Source organism: Polynucleobacter sp. MWH-UH19D (genome assembly GCF_040409795.1).
Classification (GTDB): Bacteria; Pseudomonadota; Gammaproteobacteria; order Burkholderiales; family Burkholderiaceae; genus Polynucleobacter.
This window is the reverse complement of the sequence record NZ_CP099571.1, coordinates 274,850-295,627: the sequence shown is the minus strand read 5'-3', so window position 1 is coordinate 295,627 and position 20,778 is coordinate 274,850. Positions and strand designations below refer to the sequence as shown.

General features: G+C 44.0%; 27 protein-coding genes. 12 read left to right on the top strand and 15 right to left on the bottom strand.

Going from position 1 to position 20,778, the window contains the following annotated elements; translation table 11 throughout:
• Nucleotides 1-19: 19 nt before the first annotated feature.
• Together gmd and NHB34_RS01585 are read right to left on the bottom strand one after the other, a co-directional pair.
• Nucleotides 20-1,150: a GDP-mannose 4,6-dehydratase gene (gene gmd / locus NHB34_RS01590; RefSeq protein ID WP_353427823.1), complete on the bottom strand. Its 1,131-nt coding sequence runs from the start codon at nt 1,148-1,150 to the stop codon at nt 20-22.
• A 3-nt stretch (nt 1,151-1,153) separates the two neighbouring features.
• The gene (locus NHB34_RS01585) at nt 1,154-2,638 is read right to left on the bottom strand and encodes a mannose-1-phosphate guanylyltransferase/mannose-6-phosphate isomerase (RefSeq protein ID WP_353427822.1); all 1,485 of its coding nucleotides are present in this window, start codon (nt 2,636-2,638) and stop codon (nt 1,154-1,156) included.
• Between the two features lie 157 nt (nt 2,639-2,795).
• On the opposite strand from NHB34_RS01585, the gene NHB34_RS01580 reads away from it, so the two are divergent.
• The gene (locus tag NHB34_RS01580; protein ID WP_353427820.1) at nt 2,796-2,936 is read left to right on the top strand and encodes a hypothetical protein; all 141 of its coding nucleotides are present in this window, start codon (nt 2,796-2,798) and stop codon (nt 2,934-2,936) included.
• 17 nt (nt 2,937-2,953) lie between these two features.
• On the opposite strand, the gene NHB34_RS01575 is transcribed toward NHB34_RS01580, so the two are convergent.
• Nucleotides 2,954-3,499 carry an HPP family protein gene (locus tag NHB34_RS01575; protein ID WP_353427819.1) on the bottom strand — a complete coding sequence of 182 codons (546 nt, stop codon included), beginning with the start codon at nt 3,497-3,499 and terminating at the stop codon, nt 2,954-2,956.
• Between the two features lie 48 nt (nt 3,500-3,547).
• On the opposite strand from NHB34_RS01575, the gene NHB34_RS01570 reads away from it, so the two are divergent.
• Entirely contained in the window at nt 3,548-4,639 is a 1,092-nt protein-coding gene (locus tag NHB34_RS01570; protein WP_353427818.1) for an acyltransferase family protein, read from the top strand.
• 52 nt (nt 4,640-4,691) lie between these two features.
• Here the strand turns inward: NHB34_RS01570 and NHB34_RS01565 are convergent, their stop codons facing one another.
• The 7 genes from NHB34_RS01565 to NHB34_RS01535 form a co-directional block, all read right to left on the bottom strand.
• Nucleotides 4,692-5,000, bottom strand: a complete 309-nt coding sequence (locus NHB34_RS01565) for a high-potential iron-sulfur protein (protein ID WP_353427817.1) — start codon at nt 4,998-5,000, stop codon at nt 4,692-4,694.
• A 210-nt stretch (nt 5,001-5,210) separates the two neighbouring features.
• Entirely contained in the window at nt 5,211-5,429 is a 219-nt protein-coding gene (locus NHB34_RS01560; RefSeq protein ID WP_353427815.1) for a hypothetical protein, read from the bottom strand.
• A complete protein-coding gene (gene folE, locus NHB34_RS01555; protein ID WP_353427814.1) occupies nt 5,413-6,213 on the bottom strand; it encodes a GTP cyclohydrolase I in 801 nt (266 codons plus the stop codon). Before folE ends, NHB34_RS01560 begins: the two co-directional genes overlap by 17 nt.
• A gap of 14 nt (nt 6,214-6,227) precedes the next feature.
• Nucleotides 6,228-6,599 (bottom strand): MAPEG family protein, encoded by a 372-nt coding sequence (locus NHB34_RS01550; protein ID WP_353427813.1) that lies wholly within the window; start codon nt 6,597-6,599, stop codon nt 6,228-6,230.
• Nucleotides 6,600-6,652: 53 nt separating this feature from the next.
• On the bottom strand, nt 6,653-7,285 hold the full coding sequence (gene plsY / locus NHB34_RS01545; protein ID WP_353427811.1) for a glycerol-3-phosphate 1-O-acyltransferase PlsY: 633 nt from the start codon (nt 7,283-7,285) through the stop codon (nt 6,653-6,655).
• A 51-nt stretch (nt 7,286-7,336) separates the two neighbouring features.
• Nucleotides 7,337-8,272, bottom strand: a complete 936-nt coding sequence (gene xerD / locus NHB34_RS01540) for a site-specific tyrosine recombinase XerD (protein WP_353427810.1) — start codon at nt 8,270-8,272, stop codon at nt 7,337-7,339.
• The gene (locus NHB34_RS01535; protein ID WP_353427808.1) at nt 8,265-8,750 is read right to left on the bottom strand and encodes a YajQ family cyclic di-GMP-binding protein; all 486 of its coding nucleotides are present in this window, start codon (nt 8,748-8,750) and stop codon (nt 8,265-8,267) included. Before NHB34_RS01535 ends, xerD begins: the two co-directional genes overlap by 8 nt.
• Nucleotides 8,751-8,876: 126 nt before the next feature.
• Between NHB34_RS01535 and murB the strand changes: the two genes are divergently transcribed.
• Complete coding sequence (gene murB / locus NHB34_RS01530) at nt 8,877-9,914, top strand: UDP-N-acetylmuramate dehydrogenase (RefSeq protein WP_353427807.1); 1,038 nt, start codon at nt 8,877-8,879, stop codon at nt 9,912-9,914.
• Nucleotides 9,915-10,025: 111 nt separating this feature from the next.
• Here murB and NHB34_RS01525 read toward each other — a convergent pair whose 3' ends face one another.
• The 3 genes from NHB34_RS01525 to xseA all read right to left on the bottom strand — a co-directional run bounded on the left by NHB34_RS01525 (nt 10,026) and on the right by xseA (nt 12,667).
• Complete coding sequence (locus NHB34_RS01525) at nt 10,026-10,193, bottom strand: hypothetical protein (RefSeq protein WP_353427806.1); 168 nt, start codon at nt 10,191-10,193, stop codon at nt 10,026-10,028.
• A gap of 129 nt (nt 10,194-10,322) precedes the next feature.
• Nucleotides 10,323-11,372 (bottom strand): nucleotidyltransferase domain-containing protein, encoded by a 1,050-nt coding sequence (locus NHB34_RS01520; protein WP_353427805.1) that lies wholly within the window; start codon nt 11,370-11,372, stop codon nt 10,323-10,325.
• Between the two features lie 80 nt (nt 11,373-11,452).
• On the bottom strand, nt 11,453-12,667 hold the full coding sequence (gene xseA, locus NHB34_RS01515) for an exodeoxyribonuclease VII large subunit (protein WP_353427804.1): 1,215 nt from the start codon (nt 12,665-12,667) through the stop codon (nt 11,453-11,455).
• Between the two features lie 314 nt (nt 12,668-12,981).
• Here xseA and NHB34_RS01510 point away from each other — a divergent pair, with 314 nt between their 5' ends.
• From NHB34_RS01510 to adk, 6 genes are all read left to right on the top strand, one after another.
• The gene (locus tag NHB34_RS01510) at nt 12,982-13,608 is read left to right on the top strand and encodes a MotA/TolQ/ExbB proton channel family protein (RefSeq protein ID WP_353427802.1); all 627 of its coding nucleotides are present in this window, start codon (nt 12,982-12,984) and stop codon (nt 13,606-13,608) included.
• A gap of 13 nt (nt 13,609-13,621) precedes the next feature.
• Nucleotides 13,622-14,071 carry a biopolymer transporter ExbD gene (locus NHB34_RS01505; RefSeq protein WP_353427801.1) on the top strand — a complete coding sequence of 150 codons (450 nt, stop codon included), beginning with the start codon at nt 13,622-13,624 and terminating at the stop codon, nt 14,069-14,071.
• 17 nt (nt 14,072-14,088) lie between these two features.
• Nucleotides 14,089-15,174, top strand: a complete 1,086-nt coding sequence (lpxK, locus tag NHB34_RS01500) for a tetraacyldisaccharide 4'-kinase (RefSeq protein WP_353427800.1) — start codon at nt 14,089-14,091, stop codon at nt 15,172-15,174.
• An 84-nt stretch (nt 15,175-15,258) separates the two neighbouring features.
• Nucleotides 15,259-15,438 carry a Trm112 family protein gene (locus NHB34_RS01495; protein WP_353427799.1) on the top strand — a complete coding sequence of 60 codons (180 nt, stop codon included), beginning with the start codon at nt 15,259-15,261 and terminating at the stop codon, nt 15,436-15,438.
• A gap of 20 nt (nt 15,439-15,458) precedes the next feature.
• Nucleotides 15,459-16,217, top strand: a complete 759-nt coding sequence (kdsB, locus tag NHB34_RS01490; protein WP_353427798.1) for a 3-deoxy-manno-octulosonate cytidylyltransferase — start codon at nt 15,459-15,461, stop codon at nt 16,215-16,217.
• A gap of 89 nt (nt 16,218-16,306) precedes the next feature.
• Nucleotides 16,307-16,972, top strand: coding sequence for an adenylate kinase (gene adk / locus NHB34_RS01485; RefSeq protein WP_353427797.1), 666 nt, complete (start codon nt 16,307-16,309; stop codon nt 16,970-16,972).
• A gap of 59 nt (nt 16,973-17,031) precedes the next feature.
• On the opposite strand, the gene nrdR is transcribed toward adk, so the two are convergent.
• Both nrdR and glyA read right to left on the bottom strand, forming a co-directional pair.
• The gene (gene nrdR / locus NHB34_RS01480; protein ID WP_068320514.1) at nt 17,032-17,478 is read right to left on the bottom strand and encodes a transcriptional regulator NrdR; all 447 of its coding nucleotides are present in this window, start codon (nt 17,476-17,478) and stop codon (nt 17,032-17,034) included.
• 26 nt (nt 17,479-17,504) lie between these two features.
• Nucleotides 17,505-18,749 (bottom strand): serine hydroxymethyltransferase, encoded by a 1,245-nt coding sequence (glyA, locus tag NHB34_RS01475; protein WP_353427796.1) that lies wholly within the window; start codon nt 18,747-18,749, stop codon nt 17,505-17,507.
• A gap of 82 nt (nt 18,750-18,831) precedes the next feature.
• Between glyA and tolQ the strand changes: the two genes are divergently transcribed.
• Genes tolQ through NHB34_RS01460 form a run of 3 tightly spaced genes read left to right on the top strand, consistent with a single transcriptional unit; the run spans nt 18,832 to nt 20,776 of the window.
• Nucleotides 18,832-19,488: a protein TolQ gene (gene tolQ, locus NHB34_RS01470; protein ID WP_353427795.1), complete on the top strand. Its 657-nt coding sequence runs from the start codon at nt 18,832-18,834 to the stop codon at nt 19,486-19,488.
• Between the two features lie 27 nt (nt 19,489-19,515).
• Nucleotides 19,516-19,935 carry an ExbD/TolR family protein gene (locus NHB34_RS01465; protein WP_353427794.1) on the top strand — a complete coding sequence of 140 codons (420 nt, stop codon included), beginning with the start codon at nt 19,516-19,518 and terminating at the stop codon, nt 19,933-19,935.
• A gap of 28 nt (nt 19,936-19,963) precedes the next feature.
• Nucleotides 19,964-20,776: an energy transducer TonB gene (locus NHB34_RS01460; protein WP_353427793.1), complete on the top strand. Its 813-nt coding sequence runs from the start codon at nt 19,964-19,966 to the stop codon at nt 20,774-20,776.
• Nucleotides 20,777-20,778 lie beyond the last annotated feature (2 nt).

Below are 20,778 nucleotides of genomic sequence, written 5' to 3'. Positions count from 1 at the left end.
TGTGACGCTATTCTTAGGTTTAATTTTCTTTACCAACCGCCACTGAATAACCATGTTTTTGTAGCAAGGCATGTTGCTTGGCCTGATCTAAATCACTAGCTACCATCTCCACAATCATTTGGTCTAGCGTGATTTCTGGAACCCAGCCTAGCTTTGCTTTGGCTTTTGCAGGATCGCCCAAGAGCGTTTCTACTTCAGTCGGACGATAGTAGCGCGTATCAATTTGCACAATCACATCCCCCACCTTCAAAGCGGGGGCCTTGTCGCCTTCAATGCTAACGACAATTGCTTTTTCATTTTCAGCTGCACCCTCAAACCTCAAAGTAATACCCAACTGCTTAGCGCTGCGGACAATAAATTCACGAACGGTAAATTGCACACCAGTAGCAATGACAAAATCTTCTGGTTGTTCTTGCTGCAGCATGAGCCATTGCATACGCACATAATCTTTGGCATGACCCCAGTCACGCAGGGCATCAATATTACCCATGTAAAGACATTTCTCCAGACCTTGAGCAATGTTGGCTAGTCCACGAGTAACCTTTCGGGTTACAAAAGTCTCACCGCGACGCTTTGACTCATGGTTAAACAAAATGCCGTTACATGCATAAATTCCATAAGCCTCACGATAGTTCACTGTAATCCAGTAGGCATACATTTTTGCTACAGCGTAGGGGCTTCTTGGATAAAAAGGAGTGGTTTCTTTTTGCGGAATTTCTTGTACCAAGCCATATAGCTCGGAAGTAGATGCCTGGTAAAAACGAGTCTTCTTCTCTAGACCCAGAATGCGAATGGCCTCCAAAATGCGCAGCGGCCCCATCGCATCAACATCAGCGGTGTACTCTGGAGACTCAAACGAGACAGCCACATGACTTTGTGCGCCCAAGTTATAAATCTCATCTGGCTGACATTCTTGAATAATGCGCACCAAATTGCTGGTGTCAGTAAGGTCTCCATAATGCAAGATCAGATCACGATGGTTCACATGCGGGTCTTGATAGATGTGATCAATTCTGTCGGTATTAAAAGAAGATGAGCGGCGTTTGATGCCATGAACGATATAGCCTTTTTCTAGCAAAAACTCAGCCAGGTAAGAACCATCCTGTCCTGTGATACCCGTAATGAGGGCTACTTTTTGTTTGCTTGTCATCTCTCAACTTCTTCCGTATGTATCTTCAAAGCGGACGATGTCATCTTCGCCCAAATAACTACCTGACTGCACTTCAATAATTTCTAATGGCTCACTTCCACGGTTTGCCAAACGATGGGTTTGTCCCTGAGGAATGTAGGTGCTCTGATTTTCTTTCAAAGTAATCACTCGATCGCCATTCGTAATCTCCGCAATACCCTTCACCACAATCCAATGCTCAGCGCGATGGTGATGCATTTGCAAGGATAGACTGGCACCTGGCTTTACTTGAATACGCTTTACTTTAAAGCGTTCGCCCTCATCAACGCTGTCATACCAGCCCCAGGGTCTTGCTACCTTGCGATGCAAATTCTTTTCTTCACGCCCCTGTGACTCAAGTTGAGTAACAATATTTTTAACATCCTGGCTATTACTGCGATCAGCAACCAACACCGCATCCGCAGTTTCAACGATGACTAAATTCTCAACCCCAACAACACTTACCAAACGACTGCTTGCATGTACTAAAGAATTTTTGGTATTAGTGAGAAGTGCATCGCCACTAATGACGTTGCCATCTTGATCTTGCTGACCCACTTGCCACACCGCATCCCATGCGCCTAAATCATTCCAGCCTGCATCGAGTTCAACCATCTTGATTGGGAACTGAGATCCAGGACACTTCTCAATCACAGCATAGTCAATCGATTCACTAGGGATAGCCTTGAATTCCTCTTTGCCAGGACGGATAAAGCTCACTCCATCTGCGCTATCTTCAGTTTTATTAAGCCAAGCTTGTTGCGCGGCCGTAAAGATATCCCCACGAAACTCTTTCAGCGCGGCCAGCCAAGTGCTTGCGCGCAAAACAAACATCCCACTATTCCAAAGATAGCTTCCGTTTGCTAGATATTCTTGCGCCTTTTTTAGATCTGGCTTTTCTACAAAACGCTCTACGGAATAAGCGCTGTGTTGATCTTTAGCGCCAGAGCGCTGTATATAGCCATAACCCGTTTCTGGTGCAGTTGGGGTAATACCCAAAATAACAATGGCCTGCGTATCAGCCTCGACAACCTCAACGCAGTCTTGCAAGGCCCTCGTAAAAGCGCCTGGATTTTGAATGGTTTGATCTGCAGGCGTAATCACTAAAATTGGATCACGCTCTTTCTCATTATCTGATATTTGCTGCGCACAAAATGCGGCCATGCTTAATGCTGGGGCTGTATTGCGACCAACTGGCTCAAGCAATAAAGCTGGATGGATGGATTTCATCTCGCGCAATTGATCTAACACCAAAAAGCGATGATCCTCATTGGTCACCACCAATGTCTTACCTAGAGAATTTTGATTGCCAGCAACAGAGTGAATTCTTTTAACCGCCTGCTGAAATAGACTTTCAGATGAACCGTCGCCCGAAAGCACCAAAAATTGCTTTGGAAAGCCAGATCGCGATAAAGGCCAAAGCCTAGTACCCGAACCGCCGCACAAAATGACCGGAATCACGAAAGCCATGAATGTTTTAAAGCAATTGACATGCTTTTTATAAATAAAACCCAATTTTATAGGGTTTATCGCTGCCTTTTACCAAAGAATGGGGATTTATTAAAATCATATTACAGGCGCACAATTGCGCCCCGCAAAAACCAAAACAATTTCAAGGAGCTTACAAATGAGCAATATCCCCAAAATCCATCTTCGCAACTCGTTAACGGAGTGTGGCCAATCTATTCGCAAAGAGAATGCTGGTAAATACCAAAACTACACTATTAAGGACTGCATTGCCTCAATTGCGGCAACTAAGGTCAAATAAACTAGGGCTTGCCTAGCCTATTTTGGCGGCCTATTGGGGTAAAGTTTGCCAGTTAAATTGCTATAAACCGCCCCAGCCAAAACCAGCAGCACTGAATCGACCAGTACTGGGAAAAGGGCATAACGGTAATGACCAATATGCCCCAAAACCACTATCAAGGCCACCGCTGCTGCCGGCGGATGTAGGCAACGCAAAATAAACATACCCAAAATTGACAGGGCCCCGGCCATTGGAAGGGCCAATAAAGGCTCGTCAATGACATGAAAGCAGCTAATACCGATGACAGCTGAAAGGGTATTACCGGCAATCACAGCCCAAGGCTGAGCCATAGGACTGCCAGGCAAGGCAAATACCAGTAAGGCACTTGCCCCCAAAGACGCCATCAGCCACTCACCTATACCGCTAAGCTCGCCCAAACTCTTTGCGATAGTGAGCACTAACATAAGCCCTAAAAATGCACCCCCAACGCATCGGAGTCTCTCCACCCAAGAGACCGCAGGCTGATCCCCGCCAAAATAAAAAGCGGAATGTTTTGCGAGATATTTGAAAGAAAATTTGGCCACAGTGTCACAATTTAACACCCTTTAACTGCTCATTCGTCATTTAACTACTTGAATAACCCGGCGCAATCCATTAAACAAATGGCGAATATCCCTCAATTACGGTCTAGAAATCAACTCTTTGACTTTTACAAGGGGGTGGCCATCATTTTGGTTGTAACAGGCCACACCTTCCAATACATTATTTATCCAAATAATTTTGATGAAAGTCTGGGTTTTCGACTCATCTATTCTTTTCACATGCCGCTATTTGTATTTATATCAGGCATGATCTCCTCTTATTGGATTCTTGAGTTCAAATTACTTGCAGACCTAAAAAACAATCTCCATCTCGCAATTCAGCGATTTACAAAATCTTGCATTCGACTGATCTTGCCATTTATTAGCTGGACGATTTTTAAATATTTCTACTACCACATGGATGTAGGTATCTTGAACTATCTATACCTTACTTTTCAACAGCCAGATGAATCGCTCTGGTTTTTGCCATGTATTTTCATGTGCATTTTGTTTTGGGTCTTCGCTCAGATCCTGATTGCATCACTCATAAGGATTCAAGCCCTTCGCCGTCTATTTCAAAGATATTTGACCTCTCCATCCCGCCAAATGGCTTATCAATTTATTTTTATTCTTCTGATTTGGTTGATCGTAAAAAATCATCTCCCTCACGCAATGGGAGATTTATTAAAAAATTTCTTTATTTACTTCTTTTTAGGGGTAGTTACATCTCAATCCCCAATGCTGCAAAATGGAAAATGGAAAAGGATAATTCCTTATGCTGCTTTTATTTTATTAGCGCCACTTTGGCATCGTAATACAGTAAATCACCTCCCCACTTCGATACACAACTTACTAAGCCAATCAATCACAAAATTCTACCCCCTGGTTATCGCATTGAGTGGAAGCTTTGCCGCACTGGATATGAGCAAAATACTCTATGAGGCTAATTTGCCATTGATTAACAAGATGGTTGAATACTGTGGAAAAATTTCTCTTGGTATTTATGCAATTCACTTTTACATTCTTCACATTGGCATTTCAATCATTAGCCCCCTATTCATCAGCATTGCCGCTTCTACTGTAATTTTAAAAATTCCAGTTTTAAGGACCCTTTTATTGGGCGAAATGATGCGATCAAAATAAAAGCCACCCGAAGGTGGCTTTTATTTTTACCACAGTTACACACTTTTGCTGTTTAAGCCTTTTTTGCATAAGCAGAGCACCAGCCTTTTGCAGCAACTTGCTTGCCTGCAAATAAAGAACAACCGCCAGATGCAGAACCAGCTTTACCTTGATAAAGCGCGCAGTTATCACACTCTTGACCTGCAGCATATTTTGCATACTTCGCCTTATCTACTTTAGTAGCATCAGCTTTGTAGCCTAGAGCAGCAGCTTGAGGATCAGTCTCAGCAACCATAGCTTGTGCCTGAACTTTGCCATTTAGGGCCAAAGTGCAGGCGCCAGCGGCAGACAAAATCATAAATTGGCGACGGGTTGATTTCATGGATTCTCCAAAAAATATAATAAGAACATTACACAAATACGCACATGCATACATGCGCCTTTTCAAAACCAAAACTGATCATAGTGGACTTAGGTATAGAGTGCTACTGTGTACATAACCTACTGATTTACTTATCTATTTAATTGAGAATTATTCTCATACTAATTTAAACTCCTAGGCCCGCTTCCGTGGCTTACTGCTGCCAGCCTTTTAATTCATACAACCAATCCATTGCTTTGCATGAACCCCAGAATTTTGAATAGGATAGTCTTCCTGACATTCTTTTAAATCTTTGCGAAAAGATGTTGGGTTATTTTTGGCGGGATCCCAATTAATCGTTGACATACCTTCACAAGCCGTCAAACTGACGAGGGCTGTAAGACCGATGATCAGAAGCCTTAGCATATTGATTTCATTGCTTTCGATCAATCAGCGCCAAGAATTCTCTACGCAAATTAGAATCCTTTAGAAAGGCGCCACGCATCACACTATTGATCATCTTGGAGTCGCGATCCTTTACACCGCGCCACTGCATACAGAAGTGGTCTGCATCCATAACCACTGCAACGCCGATTGGCTTGATCTTTTTCTCGAGCATGTCTGCTAACTCAACAACAGCCTCTTCTTGAATTTGCGGCCTACCCATCACCCACTCAGTGAGCCTGGAATACTTTGACAAACCGATTAATGCCGAAGCTTTGCTGGGTAACACACCAATCCAAATACGGCCCATGATGGGGCATAGATGGTGCGAACAAGCACTGCGTACAGTAATTGGGCCAATAATCATGAGTTCATTTAGCTTACTCACATTAGGAAACTTTGTGAGAGTAGGTTGATCCACATACCGGCCACTGAAAACCTCTTGCACATACATTTTGGCAACACGGCGACTTGTGTTCTGAGTATTGTGATCATTCTTTGTATCAATAACCAAACTCTCCAATACGGCTTGCATTTTTTGGGCTACCTCGTCCACAAGCCCCTCAAGTTCACCCGGTTTAATGAAAGCAGAAATATTGTCATTCGCATGAAAGCGGGCTTTCTGAGCTTCGATACGACGTCTGATCACAACAGAAAGTGGCGTACCTACATCATCTTTTTTTGCTGCAGTTTTTTTGGTGGCAGCGTTCTTAGCCAAAGCTTGAGTGGGTGTGCCTTTCTTTGCAACCACTTTTTTGGGTGCATTACTGAGTATTTTTTTCACAGTCATTTTAATAGTTTTCTTTAGATCTGAAAGAATATGGCAATCACACAAATAAGGCCTAGTAACCAGACGATTGATCGAGTAGTTGGCCAATTGGCGACATAGCAAACAAGGTATGTAATACGAGCAATCACAAAACCAATCGCCAGAATATCAAGTCTTGCTTGTGGTGCATTACTCACCGAAGCAATGATGACGGCAGCAAAAAATAGTGGAAGTGATTCAAATAGATTGGCTTGAGCAGCGTTGGCCCTCGCTCTAAAGCCCGTCTGCTTAGCTAGCCATTGTCTTGGCAGGCTATTGTCATATTCCTGAAAACCTTTTTTAGCAATGCCAGCGGCGACATAAGGAAATAAACCCATAAACAAAATACATGCATAGGCAATCGTCACAAATATCTCCTTAATCTTTGATTTTTGCTTTATTTGTTAATGGTTTTCACTTATCAGGCTTTGCTCTTCTTAGAACCGATACGAGTCTCGGTGCCATTGAGTAAGTTTTGAATATTACTTTTATGACGCCAAATGAGCAGCATACAGACCGCTACAAGAGCGATTGCTATTGGGTGAAAGCCAAACAAAAATACAAAATAGATTGGGCCAAATACAGCAGCCGCCAAAGCAGCTAAAGAAGAATATCTTAAAAACACGGCCACAATGATCCAAGTACCCAGGGTGGCGATACCTAAAATAGGATTAATGCCAAACAAAATCCCGCAAGCGGTAGCTACACCTTTGCCGCCCTTAAAGCCATGGAACACCGGAAAAAGGTGACCTAAAAATACCGCCATTACAACTCCACAAAGCACCCATGAATTTAAATAAGAATCTAGGGGTGGGTCACCCAAAACTGCCCTTGCAAGAACAATAGCTAAAAAACCTTTTAAGGCATCACCCAAAAACGTTAGACCTGCAGCCACTTTATTGCCAGTACGCAAAACATTAGTTGCACCAGGGTTGCCAGAACCATAGGAGTAGGGATCAGGCAGGCACATGCATTTACTCACCACCAGTGCAAATGAAATCGAGCCAATCAGATAAGCAATAGGAATTAATAAAAGGTCTAAAGAAAAGGTCATAGCCCTATCTTAATCACTTTTGAAGATCTTGATATCTCGCAAGCCCTTAAATCAGGCGCCGCGGGGATGATGCTGTTGGTGAATTGATTTGAGACGCTCCCTAGCAACGTGGGTATATATCTGCGTAGTAGAAATATCTGCATGCCCCAACAATAGCTGCACCACCCTCAAATCTGCGCCGTGATTGAGCAAATGGGTTGCAAAAGCGTGTCTTAGGGTATGGGGGGAGAGGGATACGGAGATATTGGCAAGCGTAGCATAACGTTTAATTAGCGCCCAAAAGGCTTGCCTCGTAAGTACGGTTCCCGTATGACGCCCGACAAAGACCGCGTCACTTAATTTGCCCTCCAATAATGGTGTGCGCGCCTCTGCGAAATACCGCCTTAACCATTGTCCTGCCTCACCGCCAAAAGGCACTAAACGCTCTTTGCCGCCCTTGCCATTTACTACACGCACGACGCCCTCATTCAAACCTAAAGCGACCGTCTTTAAAGAAACGATTTCTGAAACACGTAAGCCACTGGCATACATCAGCTCAAGCATAGTTCGATCACGCAAGCCCAAAGGAGTTTCAATGTCAGGCGCATTGAGCAAAGCAGTAACCTGGTCTTCGCTGAGCGTTTTAGGAAAACGTAAAGCTTGCTTTGCCGCTCGTAGTCCAATACAAGGATCGCTTTTGACTAAGTTCATGCGCAATGCATGACGATAAAAACGCTTAAAGACGGTAAGGCGTCGATTGGCGGTAGTGGCCTTATCAGCACGACGGTGGGCTATGTAGGCTGTGAGATCTTTCTCCTGGACTGAATATAAATCTGCGCCTGACTGTTGATATAGCCATTGGGCTAAGAGCAATAAATCTCTTCGATAAGCTGACAGACTATTTTTTGACAGCCCATCCTCTAGCCAGCAAGCATCGCAAAAGCGCTCTATCGCCTCTTGGCTAGCTGGCGCTATCTTGTAGGTATCCTTAACCACATCATTAGTCACGGAAATTATTAAAACCCAATGGCGCTTCCGTGACCTCTTTTTTCAAGAGGGTCATGGTTGCCTGCAAGTCATCACGCTTTGCCCCAGTAACCCGCACAGCATCACCCTGAATACTGGCTTGCACTTTGAGTTTGCTGTCTTTAATGATACGCACTACTTTTTTAGAAAGATCAGAAGTAATGCCCTTCTGAATTTTCATGGTTTGCTTGCGCTTGTCTCCACCGATCGTCTCGGTCTTGTCATCTTTTAGATAGCGCACATCGACGTTACGCTTGGCCATCTTACTAATCAACACATCACGCACTTGACCTAACTTAAATTCATCATCGGCAAATAGAATTAATGCCTCATCTTTTTGCTCTACACGGCTATCTGAGCCCTTAAAGTCAAATCGATTACTAATCTCTTTATTGGACTGCTCAATGGCATTTTTGAGCTCAACCATGTCTGGTTCACAAACAACGTCAAATGAAGGCATCTTCTACTCCTTTATTCACTTTTTATTTGATATCTTCATTTAATATTTTTACAGTATTTCTTTGGGTATTTCTCAGTATTTTGCAATTATCTACGCACCCAGCACGCATTCGAATAAGATTGTGGCATGACTTCTACCGAGAATTCGATATCTACCGCCAAATCTAGCGTAAACCTTGATTTAAAGAGTCGTAATACTTTCGGGTTTGATGCTAGCGCCGAGCTTGCCTACGAAATAACTGCGGCAGAACAAATTCCGCATGTAATGGACGAAATTACCGAAAAAAAAATTCCGTGGCGTGTACTTGGGAGTGGTAGCAATGTAATTTTTCCTAAGTTTTTGCCGGGGGCAACTTTGCTCATGAATATTCTTGGAATAGAAATTGTGCAAACCAATCAAGAAGATTCCATCATCGCAGCTGGTGCTGGCGTCAATTGGCATGAATTTGTATCCTGGACGCTAGAGCGTAATTTTTTTGGTCTAGAAAACTTAGCATTGATACCGGGCACTGTTGGTGCGGCGCCCATTCAAAATATTGGCGCATACGGGGTAGAGATCGGTGACTATATTCAACTGATTGAAGCCTATGACGCCAAAGAGCATATTTTTGTCAAAATTTCTAAACAAGACTGCCACTTTGCTTATCGAAATAGTTACTTCAAACAACATCCCTATCGCTTTATTGTGACTAAGGTGGTTTTTAAAATCCCCAAACAATGGCAAGCACGAATTCAATATGCCGATCTTGCAAAACAATTCTTGAACAATTCTTCGCCAACTGCGAAAGATATCTTTTCTGCTATTTGTGCTATTCGCACTCACAAACTTCCAGACCCTAAGGTAATTGGTAATGCTGGAAGCTTTTTTCAAAATCCAATTGTTGCCAGAGAGCAATATGAGACCCTAATTCTCAAGCACCCAGGACTTGTCTCCTACCCAGATGCTGACAATAAGCGCAAGTTGGCTGCTGGTTGGCTCATTGATCAATGCGGACTTAAAGGGCAACGCATGGGTAATGTTGGCGTCTATGAAAATCAAGCGCTAGTGCTAGTTAACCATGGCGGTGGCACTGCGGAGGATATTTTAGGTCTTGCAAGGTGCATTCAAGATGCTGTGCATAGTAAATTTGGCGTCAAGTTGGAAATTGAACCTAATATTTTTTAAAGCCTTATCGCAGTGTGTGCATATTCCCAGGATGCGAACTGCTTTTTCTTTTAGGCTAGCTACGCTGATTTTTTTATTATCTTTAAAGATACATTGATTGTAAACAAAATTTTAAGTTGCCACTTGATAGTACTTTTGCTTCTGGAAAAGCAGCTCACTTATTGCATCTTTAATTGATTTACACATATCCGGATTTACCAACAGAAATAAAGTCTCCTGAATTGCGCTCCAATATTCTTTAAATATCAATACACCATTGGCTCGCTTGCCAGAAATCATGATTGGCTTATGTGGTTAGACTACCCGATCAATATGGCGATAAAAATCTGCTCTCGCTTTACTTACATTTAACGTTGTTATTTTTTCTCGTGTCATAAAGGTGCGAATGATGCATGTCTTATGAATGGGCTAATCATTGGCAATTTCTAACAATTCTGGATAGCGCTTTAAGAGAGCCTCTTTACCTTGATTCAAGCGCCTTAACCAGCCGGGACCACGTGAAGCCGCATCACTCCATGCGACTCTGATGAGATCAACACTACCATTATCAAAAAGCACCTTAAAAATAGCGGCTGCTTGCCCCAAATCCTTATTGGCTTTGACTTTGTCGCTCACTGGTCGCTCGCCATAAACAATTAATTTATGCACTGCATAACGTTCTGGAGCTGGAATATTGACAATACATGCCCCTTCTTTTGACAACAACACAGCTTGCGTCGTATCTACCAGTGAAAACTCTATAAATTTTAAACACTCTAGGGCTAACCCCATTTCGGACAGAATGACTGTTCCCCCGCTGCGCGTTTGCGGCGTCACAAAATCTAAACGCAATTCAGGGTCAGTTGGATTTCTATATTGAGCACCAGTTTTTCCCGAGAATTCGGTGATGGGCAATAAGCCCATTTCCAAAGAATTAAGTGCATCATGCACCGAAATCTTGACATTAGCCCCCAGCGCAATAGATACATTCTTGCCTGCATGAGCAAAATCTACATCCATTGTCAAATTAGAGACCCCCCACTTAACACCCAACATATTGCCCATTGCTAAAAATGCATGTGTGCCAATCAAAATGCCGCCAGCTTGAAAGAATCCATACTGCACAAGGCGGTTAATAACCCGAAAATGCTTGGTCAAAGTACCTGTACATCCAAGCACTTCAGCTGACTTCGCCTGTTTCTTAATTTTTTCCGGCAGATCACTAAACTTTAATTCTTGATGTTTTCTTATTAACTCCAACACCCGCTGATCCTCTGGCCCCACATATGCCATCCTGCCAATACCATCAATGTCACGATATCCATAATAAATATAAGACTTTCCTTTTTGGATTTGCTTATGAAATGCACCCGGAAGAGCCCTGAGACGATCAATGCCCTGAATACGTAATTGATCTTGTAGCTCACCATAAGCCGTTTGTGCAACCAAAGAAAGAGGGGTATAAAGATTGCTTTTCACTTGGTTATTATACTTAAATTTATTTGTATAATAACCAATCGACCAGCCAAGAAATGCTTGGGCTCATCAAATTACAAGCATCACAATTCTGCCTCAACTCGGGACACCTCAATTACCGCCCGCCCTTCTGCTAATCGCACCTGATAATTCTGATGAACATGGAGTTCATTGGGGTTACGTAGCGCAAATAATGATTTATTTTCTTCGCTCAAAATTACGGCATAGCCACGCTCAAGCGTTCTTTGTGGGTTGAGCATCTCAAGTTGCAACTGGTAGTGAGAATGATTACGTTTCCAGTTCTCTATGCGTACTGACCAAGCTTGATTGAGACGTTTTTGTAGAGTGATTATTTGCTCACGCATACGATCAGGATTCGGCAATGCGTGACTTAATCTCAACGCCAACTGATCTAAGGTTTGTGCTTCTCGCTCAATGCGTTGGTTGATGCGCTGTAGTAATGCCTGCATAATGGCATCTAGCTCTTGCAACATCTGATCCCTACGTGGCGCCGCAAGCTCTGCAGCCCCTGTGGGCGTCGGAGCCCGAAGATCTGCCACAAAATCAGTAATGGTGAAATCGGTTTCATGTCCAACGCCACTGATAACTGGGATTTTGCTGTTTGCAATCGCATATGCTAATTGCTCATCGTTAAAAGCCCATAAGTCTTCAAGACTGCCACCGCCGCGGACTAACAAAATTACATCAACGGCGTTCTCTTTTGCAGCGGCTTTTAATGCATAAATAATTCCTGGGGGTGCGTCGGGACCTTGCACAAGGGTTGGATAAATGACAACTGGTATGTGAGGTGCTCGTCTTGCTAATGTGCTCAGCACATCTTTTAAGGCCGCCGCTTGCGGCGAAGTAATAATGCCAATCGATCTTGGATGCGTCGGAATTTCGTGCTTACGATCATTATCAAACAATCCTTCTTTTGCGAGCTTCGCCTTAAGCTTTATGAATGCCTCATACAAACCGCCCATGCCTGCGCGCCGCAAAGTTTGAATGGTTAACTGAACATCCCCTCTGGGTACATACATTCCAAGACTCGCGCTTACCTCCACCAAATCCCCAGACTGGGGTATAAAATCAACCTGCCCATTGCGACCCCGGAACATCACACAGCGAATTTGACCCTCTTCATCCTTCAATGAGAAATACCAATGCCCGCTGTCATAAGCCTTAAAGTTCGAAATCTCCCCACTAACCCAAACAGTATCGAACCGCTCTTCCAAAGATTGAGCAATGGCGCGGTTTAGATCCCCAACGGACAGAATTTCTCTTGATATTTCCGACATTTTTTCTCTTTGTTTACCAAGCCATCAGGCTTTGGAGGCAATAACTATCCACAGAAGCATATTCGCTGTGGGTTTAATCCCAATAAGTAAGTAATTACTGACCCTAAACGTCTCATAAATCCAACAGATAATTTATAAGTAATTGATTAATATAGATAAAAGTCATCTCTTTAGTCGGCTACTTTTAACTATTGCTAACCCCATTCACCATCAATCAAGCACTTACAAAACATGTATGGAAAAGTTTTGCACAGAGTTATCCACAGGTTTGGTAGATGAATTAGGGTTTTCAATTCAGCTAAAGTACTGAGCTTATGTACTCCATCTTACTATCAGCTGGCTGGCCTATTTGGCCCCTACTCATTATTTCCATTATTGGTCTAGCGATTGCGATTGAACGCTACTGGTACTTACGATTCACGCATATTTTCCCCGAGGGACTGCTTGAATCTGTATTCAGTTCAGCAAATCAGCTGGTCAATCAGTCCTCCAACCAGAAGCTGGACGACACCCATTTAGAAAATCTGATCATTCATTCACCAGCAAGCCCATTGCTCACCTGCGTGCTTAAAGAGAAAATTGTGGGTAGCAATACTGGAGTAGCACTAGAAGAATTACAAGTGGTGGCTCAGTCAACCTGGCTAAAGTTTGATCGCTATCTTGGCGCTCTGGCTACGATTGCCACCATTGCTCCCCTGCTAGGTTTATTTGGCACCGTAGTGGGCATGATTGAAATCTTTGGTAGCCAAGGCGCCATTGATGGTGCAGGGAGCCCACAACAGTTAGCGCATGGCATTTCGGTAGCGTTATACAACACTGCGTTTGGTTTATTGATTGCCATTCCTGCGCTAGCTGCATGGCGCGGATTGCGCTCCATGGCTAACCAACGCCAGCGTGAATGTGAAGAATTCACGCGGCAGTTATTCAAAAAACTTTTTTAACCGAATCCAAACAATGAGTTGGTTAGACAGCCCATCAAAGCAAAGAAATTCATTTTCTTTAGGAAGAATTTCTGATTCTCCGGAACCAGAAATTAATCTCATTCCATTTATTGATGTATTGCTGGTGGTATTGATCTTTTTAATGATTTCAACCACCTTCACACGATATCAAGAATTAGCCATCACTTTGCCAACAGCTAATGGTAATGAGGCCCAAGCGGAGAGCAAACAAATCCATATTGCCGTCAGTCGAGATGGTCGATTTGCAATCAATGGCAAGGTTACAGACTCTTCACAACTAAGTAATGCACTATCGCAACTTAATGCCAACGGTAGTGCAAACTCCCAAGTCAATATTGATGCTGATGCCAAAGCTCCGCACCAATCCGTAATGACCGCTCTAGAGGCTGCGCGTGATGCAAATCTGAGTAATATTGTCTTTAGCAGTCAAACCAAGAAGTAAAGCGTAAACTGACCATCATGGCTTTATCGATCTTTCGTCGCGCGCCACAGTTTTGGGAAAGACGCGGTCCTACTAGCTTGCTACTTTGGCCATTGGCTTATTTACATGGCTGCATCATACGTATCCGAAAACTTTTGCTTGACTTAGATATCACGCACCCCAAGCCTGCCCCTGTACCAATCATTATCGTGGGCAATATTCGAGTTGGTGGCACAGGCAAGACACCCATCGTCATTGCCTTAGCAGAGCGCCTTAATCAACTTGGCTGGAAGCCTGCGATTATTAGCAGAGGATATGGCTCATCAATTCAAAAGCATCCCTTACAAGTAAAGAGATCCTCTGATCCAAGCATTGTTGGTGATGAGCCCGTACTGATTGCAAAACGCACTCACAACCAATTTCCGATTTGGGTATTTCCAAGTAGAAAAGAGAGCATCAAAGCACTGCTTAAAGAGAATCGAGATGTGAATGTCATTATCAGCGATGATGGTTTGCAGCATCGTGGCCTAGTGCGCTGGCCTGCGCGTGAAGGTGGTCGCGATATTGAATTCGTAGTACGTGATAACCGCGGTGAAGGCAATCGCTTTTTATTACCAGCAGGTCCACTACGGGAACCCGCTACACGCGAACGTGATGCGACGCTCAACACCAATACAAACAAGCAATCAAAAACTGGTATCGAAGATGAGTACTTTCAAGGTAGACGCGCTTTCAACTTGGTAAGTCAACTTGGCACACCATATCAACTAAAGAACTCTACAAACACTCAATCTTTCGAACAAATTGCGGATCGTTATTTACCAAAGAATATTGCAATAGTTGCAGGGCTTGGTAATCCAAAACGTTTTTTTGATGATCTAGTAAAACTTGGTATTACTGGCAAACAATTCCCAATGCCTGACCATGTGGACTACACCCCAGAATTCTTCACAGGTATAAATGCTGATTGCATCCTAATTACCGAAAAGGATGCCGTGAAATGCGCCAATATTCACGATGATCGTATTTGGGTTGTGCCTCTTTCCTTACAGTTGCCAGACGCTCTAGTGGAATGGATGCAATCTATATTACAAAGGCCTGATCCAAGACGCTACACTCTGTAATGCCTGAAATTTGATAGCACCACTAGATACCGATACACTCTCACATACAAATACACAAACTCCTTTTTTAACTAACAACAATTTATGGACAAACGCTTACTCGATATTTTGGTTTGCCCCTTGTGCAAAAGTCAGCTGCACTTAAATTCAAATACCCATGAACTCATCTGCAAGGCAGATCGCCTAGCCTATCCGATTCGAGACGATGTACCCGTCATGCTCGTTGAAGAGGCCCGCAGTCTGAGCGCTGACGAGATCCTCTGAGATATTGACGCAATCAATTTATGTCAACGAATCATCCTGAATTTCTTGTAGTCATACCAGCCCGATTGGGCTCTACACGTCTGCCACGAAAACCTTTAGCTGATATTGGTGGAAAACCAATGGTGGTTCGCGTAGCTGAGCAAGCCAAAAAGTCATTGGCACAAAGTGTAGTAGTAGCAACTGATTCCACCGAAATACAAGCGGCATGTGATCAACATCGCATTGAATGCTTACTTACCAGTCCTGATCACTCCACAGGCACAGACCGCCTTGCTGAAGTTGCACAACTGTTAAAACTACCAAGTAATGCTTTGGTAGTTAATGTACAAGGCGATGAGCCCCTCATTCCTCCAGAACTCATCAACCAAGTTGCCCAAACACTTGCAGATCATCATGAGTGTGCAATCTCGACTGTTGCAGTGCCCATTCAAGATGATGCAGAAATTCAAAATCCGAATGTCGTTAAAGTAGTTCTCAATCGCAGCGGTGAGGCATTGTATTTTTCAAGAGCAACGATTCCTTTTGCTCGGGATACAGCATTAGCAAAAAATATCACTCATTTACGGCACTTGGGCATCTATGCTTACCGAGCAGATTTTCTTCAGGCCTATACCCGCTTAGAACCTTCGCCACCAGAACAGGCTGAAGCGCTTGAACAATTGCGCGCCCTCTGGAATGGCTATCGTATAGCCGTGCATATTGCACAGGAGAGTCCACCAGCCGGGATAGACACTCCGGAAGACCTAGAAAGAGTCAGATCCCTGCTTAAGACCCCTTAAAAATGGGTTCTCGGGGATAATCCTAGTCTGTTGACATGCTGATTTCCGACTAAATACGGGACAATGTCAGATCTTCTAAGGGGAAAACAATGCGGTTGATTTTGCTCGGCGCACCAGGTGCCGGAAAAGGTACACAAGCCCAATTCATTTGCGAGAAATTTGGTATTCCACAAATTTCTACTGGCGACATGTTGCGTGCCGCGGTTAAAGCAGGCACCGAACTTGGTGTAGCAGCTAAAAAAATTATGGATGCTGGCGGCCTAGTGTCCGATGACATCATCATTGGTTTAGTTAAAGATCGACTAACCCAACCTGATTGCAGTAAAGGCTACCTGTTTGATGGTTTCCCAAGAACCATTCCTCAAGCACAAGCCATGAAGGATGCTGGTGTTCCGATTGATTATGTTCTAGAGATCGACGTACCTTTTGATGCGATTATTGATCGCATGGGCGGTCGTCGCGTACATCCAGCATCAGGTCGTACTTATCACATTAAATTCAATCCACCAAAAGTTGAAGGCAAAGATGATGTGACGGGTGACCCACTCATTCAACGCGATGACGACAAAGAAGAAACTGTTCGCAAGCGTTTGCAGGTATACGACGATCAAACCCGCCCATTAGTTGACTACTACTCTTCATGGGCAGCTCAAGCGAGCCCAACAGATAAAGTCAAAGCACCTGCTTATCGCAAAGTCAGTGGAACTGGCAGCGTGGATGAAATCACTACCTCCATTTTCGCCGTTCTAAAGTAATTAAAGCCGAGGTTTTTAGGTATAAAAAGACCGCATCAGCGGTCTTTTTTATTTAGAAATTATTTAAGCTCTTTGAGAGCGCTCTCAAAAGATTCAATGTCTGCAAAGCTTCGGTAAACAGAGGCAAAGCGTATGTATGCGACTTTATCGAGACGCTTTAACTCTCGCATCACCAACTCACCGACGCGCTCGCTTGGAATCTCTTTTTCGCCAAGACTAAGGAGTTTTTCTTCAATGCGAGCGATAGACTCGTCGACTGAGTCAGATGAGACTGGGCGCTTTCTCAAAGCAAGCTTAAGGGAACTGGCAAGTTTGTCATGGCTGTACTCAACGCGACTGCCATTCTTTTTCACTATCGCTGGCAGGGCCAACTCAACGCGCTCGTAGGTAGTAAAACGTTTATCACATTTTGCGCAACGACGACGGCGACGAATCGTGTCGCCCTCATCGGAGACTCGGGTATCTAAAACCTGGGTATCGTCGTTATGGCAAAAAGGGCAGCGCAAGGTTTACTTTCTTTTGCTTCTTGTTTTTATCCGTAGACTGGGAAGCGCTTAGTTAACTCAGCAACTTGAGCGCGTACCTTGGCAATATTTGCCGGATCATTCGGGTTATCTAGAACATCAGCAATAAAGTTACCTACCTGTCTTGCTTCAGCCTCTTTAAACCCACGCGTTGTCATTGCTGGTGAACCTAAACGAATACCGCTAGTCACCATTGGTTTTTCTGGATCATTCGGAATACCATTTTTATTACAAGTGATATGTGCCTCACCCAAAACACGCTCAGCCTCTTTACCAGTCATCTTCTTGGCACGCAGATCAACCAACATCACATGTGAATCAGTTCCACCAGAAACAATCCGTAAGCCACGAGCAATTAATGTTTCAGCTAAAGCCTTGGCGTTTGCTACAACCTGTTTTTGATACTCTTTAAAGCCTGGCTCTGCAGCCTCTTTAAATGCAACTGCTTTAGCAGCGATCACATGCATTAATGGGCCACCTTGTAAGCCAGGAAATACTGCTGAGTTAATGGCTTTCTCGTGCTCCGCCTTCATCAAAATGATGCCGCCACGGGGACCGCGCAAACTCTTATGGGTTGTCGAGGTGACGATATCAGCATGCGGTACTGGATTTGGATAAACACCAGCAGCAACAAGGCCAGCATAATGCGCCATATCCACCATAAAAATCGCGCCCACTTCTTTTGCTAATTTGCCAATGCGCTCAAAATCAATTTTTTTGGAGTAAGCAGAAGCACCAGCAATGATTAATTTAGGCTTGTGCTCACGCGCCAACTTTTCCATTTGCTCATAATCGATTTCTTCATTTTTATCTAAACCATAAGCGATTGGGTTAAACCACTTACCACTCATATTGAGAGCCATGCCGTGAGTCAAGTGACCACCTTCGGCCAAACTCATGCCCATAAATGTGTCACCAGGCTTTAAGAAAGCTAAGAACACAGCTTGGTTCGCAGAGGCACCGCAATGCGGTTGCACGTTTGCAGCTTCTGCGCCAAATAACGCTTTAACTCGATCAATTGCTAATTGCTCCGCCACATCAACAAATTCGCAACCACCGTAATAACGCTTACCTGGATAGCCTTCAGCATATTTATTGGTTAACTGGGAGCCTTGGGCAGCCATTACCGCAGGCGAAGTGTAGTTCTCAGAAGCAATCAGCTCAATATGGTCTTCCTGGCGCTTGTTTTCCTTCTGGATGGCCTCCCAGAGCTGGGGGTCGGTTTTAGCTAAGGTATTTTGGCGGTCAAACATGGTAATAATCTCGGTTGATTGGGAATGCAAAGAAATACTTCATTAAGTTAGTAAAATTAACCTACATCATACAAAATCCACCATGACCACCACACAAGACCTCTCATTCCTATCCCTAGTCCTTAATGCCAGCCTATTAGTACAGTTGGTAATGTTGTTATTGCTAGGTATGTCCATCGCCTCCTGGACCATCATTTTTAAGAAAACAGCGATTTTGCGGGGCGTACGCCAAGATACCGAGCGTTTTGAGCGTGATTTTTGGTCTGGTGGAGATTTACATACCCTTTTGGCAGCAGCGCAACGCAATACCCGCAGTGATGCTGTTTTAGAGCACATCTTCGAAGCGGGTATGCAAGAGTTCATGAAAGTACGAGAAATCGATGCCGCCCGTCGTGCCATGAAAGCCACCTACCAGCGGGAGATGGATACTCTTGAGGCAAACCTCCCTTTCCTCGCTTCTGTGGGATCAGTATCCCCATACATTGGTCTATTTGGAACGGTATGGGGCATCATGCACTCCTTTCGCGGCTTAGCAAACGTACAAAACGCCACTCTTTCTGCGGTAGCCCCTGGCATTGCCGAAGCTTTGATTGCAACTGCAATTGGTTTGTTTGCCGCCATTCCGGCGGTGGTTGCCTACAATCGTGCTGCTACTGATGTAGATCGCCTTGCTATTCGTTTTGAAACATTCATTGAAGAGTTCACCAATATCTTGCAGCGTCAGAGTGCTGGACGTTAATCGATTTTCTAGAGAAATAAATCTTTCATGGCCGCATCTTCTTTGAGAAAAACAAAGCGTCGTGCTAAGGCTGACATTAATGTCGTTCCCTATATCGACGTAATGTTGGTTTTATTAGTGATCTTTATGGTCACTGCACCAATGGTTAATCCTGGCGTTGTTAACCTGCCCACTGTTGGGGGCGCAAAAGTACAGTCCTTGCCACCAGTATTTCTGACTATTGATGCCAATGAAAATGTTATTGTTCGCAAAGATGGTGAGCCTGTACAAACACTGACGCCATTTGAGCTTGGCGCCTTTGCCAGGACACAAGCAGAAAAATCTGTCGATCAACCTGTAGTACTTGCTGCCGATAAATCCATCAAGTACGAGACTGTAATGAATGTGATGTCCAAGCTCAAAGAGAACGGCGTCAAACGTGTTGGTCTTGCAGTAAAGAGCCAATAAAACTGATAAGTATTTATTTTGCTAATTAATGAATAGCGCAGCTTCTTTTCAAAATCCCATATCTCCTTTTAAGCGAGGACGTCTAACTAAGGAGGAAAGTACCAAGCGCGCATTCACCTTTTCGCTCATCGCGCATTTGGGATTGCTTGCTTTTTTAGTCATTGGAATTAATTGGAATAACAGCACCCCCTCAGGAGTAGAGGTTGAACTTTGGGACACCACGCCGCAAGTGGTAACCCCGCCTGAACCAGAAGTAAAAACCATCGTTAAGGAAGAGGCTGCTGATATTGCTTTAAAGAAAACAAAAGTAGAAAAAGAGCCTCCTAAAAAAGAAGTAGTTAAAGAAAAACCTAAGGCTGTACAACCGCCTCCGCCTAAAGAAAAAGAGCCTCCAAAAAAGGTTGAGCCAACCAAAAAAGTAGAAGCAAAATCGCCTACCGAAACTAAAGCGAATTCAGCTGCAGAAAAAGCTCGCGCTGATCAGTTGGCAAAACTAAGAGCGGCGGCTGGGGCTGAGGGCGGTAGTGGCGGAACTACAGGTAATGGTGTTGGCGGGGGTGGTAACGCCCCTCCTGGTTGGACGGACAAGGTTATCAAAAAGGTGAAGCCTTTGATCGTATTTAATCCTGAGTCTGTAAGCGGCAATCCAGCGGCGGTGATTCAAGTGAACTTGGCACCAGATGGAGCTATTTTGAGCACCAACCTCATAAGCTCAAGCGGTAATGCCGGATGGGATCGTGCGGTATTACTAGCCCTATCGCGCGCTGAGAGTCTACCAAAAGACGACAATGGCAAAATTCCTCAACGCGAAGTGAAGTTGACATTCAAACCCAAGGATTAAGG

What these genes read in the sequence shown, in the direction of transcription:
- gmd (WP_353427823.1), bottom strand. Translation starts at nt 1,150, where the DNA reads ATGACAAGCAAACAAAAAGTAGCCCTCATTACGGGTATCACAGGACAG.
- NHB34_RS01585 (WP_353427822.1), bottom strand. Translation starts at nt 2,638, where the DNA reads ATGGCTTTCGTGATTCCGGTCATTTTGTGCGGCGGTTCGGGTACTAGG.
- NHB34_RS01580 (WP_353427820.1), top strand. Translation starts at nt 2,796, where the DNA reads ATGAGCAATATCCCCAAAATCCATCTTCGCAACTCGTTAACGGAGTGT.
- NHB34_RS01565 (WP_353427817.1), bottom strand. Translation starts at nt 5,000, where the DNA reads ATGAAATCAACCCGTCGCCAATTTATGATTTTGTCTGCCGCTGGCGCC.
- folE (WP_353427814.1), bottom strand. Translation starts at nt 6,213, where the DNA reads ATGACTGTGAAAAAAATACTCAGTAATGCACCCAAAAAAGTGGTTGCA.
- plsY (WP_353427811.1), bottom strand. Translation starts at nt 7,285, where the DNA reads ATGACCTTTTCTTTAGACCTTTTATTAATTCCTATTGCTTATCTGATT.
- NHB34_RS01535 (WP_353427808.1), bottom strand. Translation starts at nt 8,750, where the DNA reads ATGCCTTCATTTGACGTTGTTTGTGAACCAGACATGGTTGAGCTCAAA.
- murB (WP_353427807.1), top strand. Translation starts at nt 8,877, where the DNA reads ATGACTTCTACCGAGAATTCGATATCTACCGCCAAATCTAGCGTAAAC.
- NHB34_RS01525 (WP_353427806.1), bottom strand. Translation starts at nt 10,193, where the DNA reads ATGATTTCTGGCAAGCGAGCCAATGGTGTATTGATATTTAAAGAATAT.
- xseA (WP_353427804.1), bottom strand. Translation starts at nt 12,667, where the DNA reads ATGTCGGAAATATCAAGAGAAATTCTGTCCGTTGGGGATCTAAACCGC.
- NHB34_RS01510 (WP_353427802.1), top strand. Translation starts at nt 12,982, where the DNA reads ATGTACTCCATCTTACTATCAGCTGGCTGGCCTATTTGGCCCCTACTC.
- NHB34_RS01505 (WP_353427801.1), top strand. Translation starts at nt 13,622, where the DNA reads ATGAGTTGGTTAGACAGCCCATCAAAGCAAAGAAATTCATTTTCTTTA.
- lpxK (WP_353427800.1), top strand. Translation starts at nt 14,089, where the DNA reads ATGGCTTTATCGATCTTTCGTCGCGCGCCACAGTTTTGGGAAAGACGC.
- NHB34_RS01495 (WP_353427799.1), top strand. Translation starts at nt 15,259, where the DNA reads ATGGACAAACGCTTACTCGATATTTTGGTTTGCCCCTTGTGCAAAAGT.
- kdsB (WP_353427798.1), top strand. Translation starts at nt 15,459, where the DNA reads ATGTCAACGAATCATCCTGAATTTCTTGTAGTCATACCAGCCCGATTG.
- adk (WP_353427797.1), top strand. Translation starts at nt 16,307, where the DNA reads ATGCGGTTGATTTTGCTCGGCGCACCAGGTGCCGGAAAAGGTACACAA.
- glyA (WP_353427796.1), bottom strand. Translation starts at nt 18,749, where the DNA reads ATGTTTGACCGCCAAAATACCTTAGCTAAAACCGACCCCCAGCTCTGG.
- tolQ (WP_353427795.1), top strand. Translation starts at nt 18,832, where the DNA reads ATGACCACCACACAAGACCTCTCATTCCTATCCCTAGTCCTTAATGCC.
- NHB34_RS01465 (WP_353427794.1), top strand. Translation starts at nt 19,516, where the DNA reads ATGGCCGCATCTTCTTTGAGAAAAACAAAGCGTCGTGCTAAGGCTGAC.
- NHB34_RS01460 (WP_353427793.1), top strand. Translation starts at nt 19,964, where the DNA reads ATGAATAGCGCAGCTTCTTTTCAAAATCCCATATCTCCTTTTAAGCGA.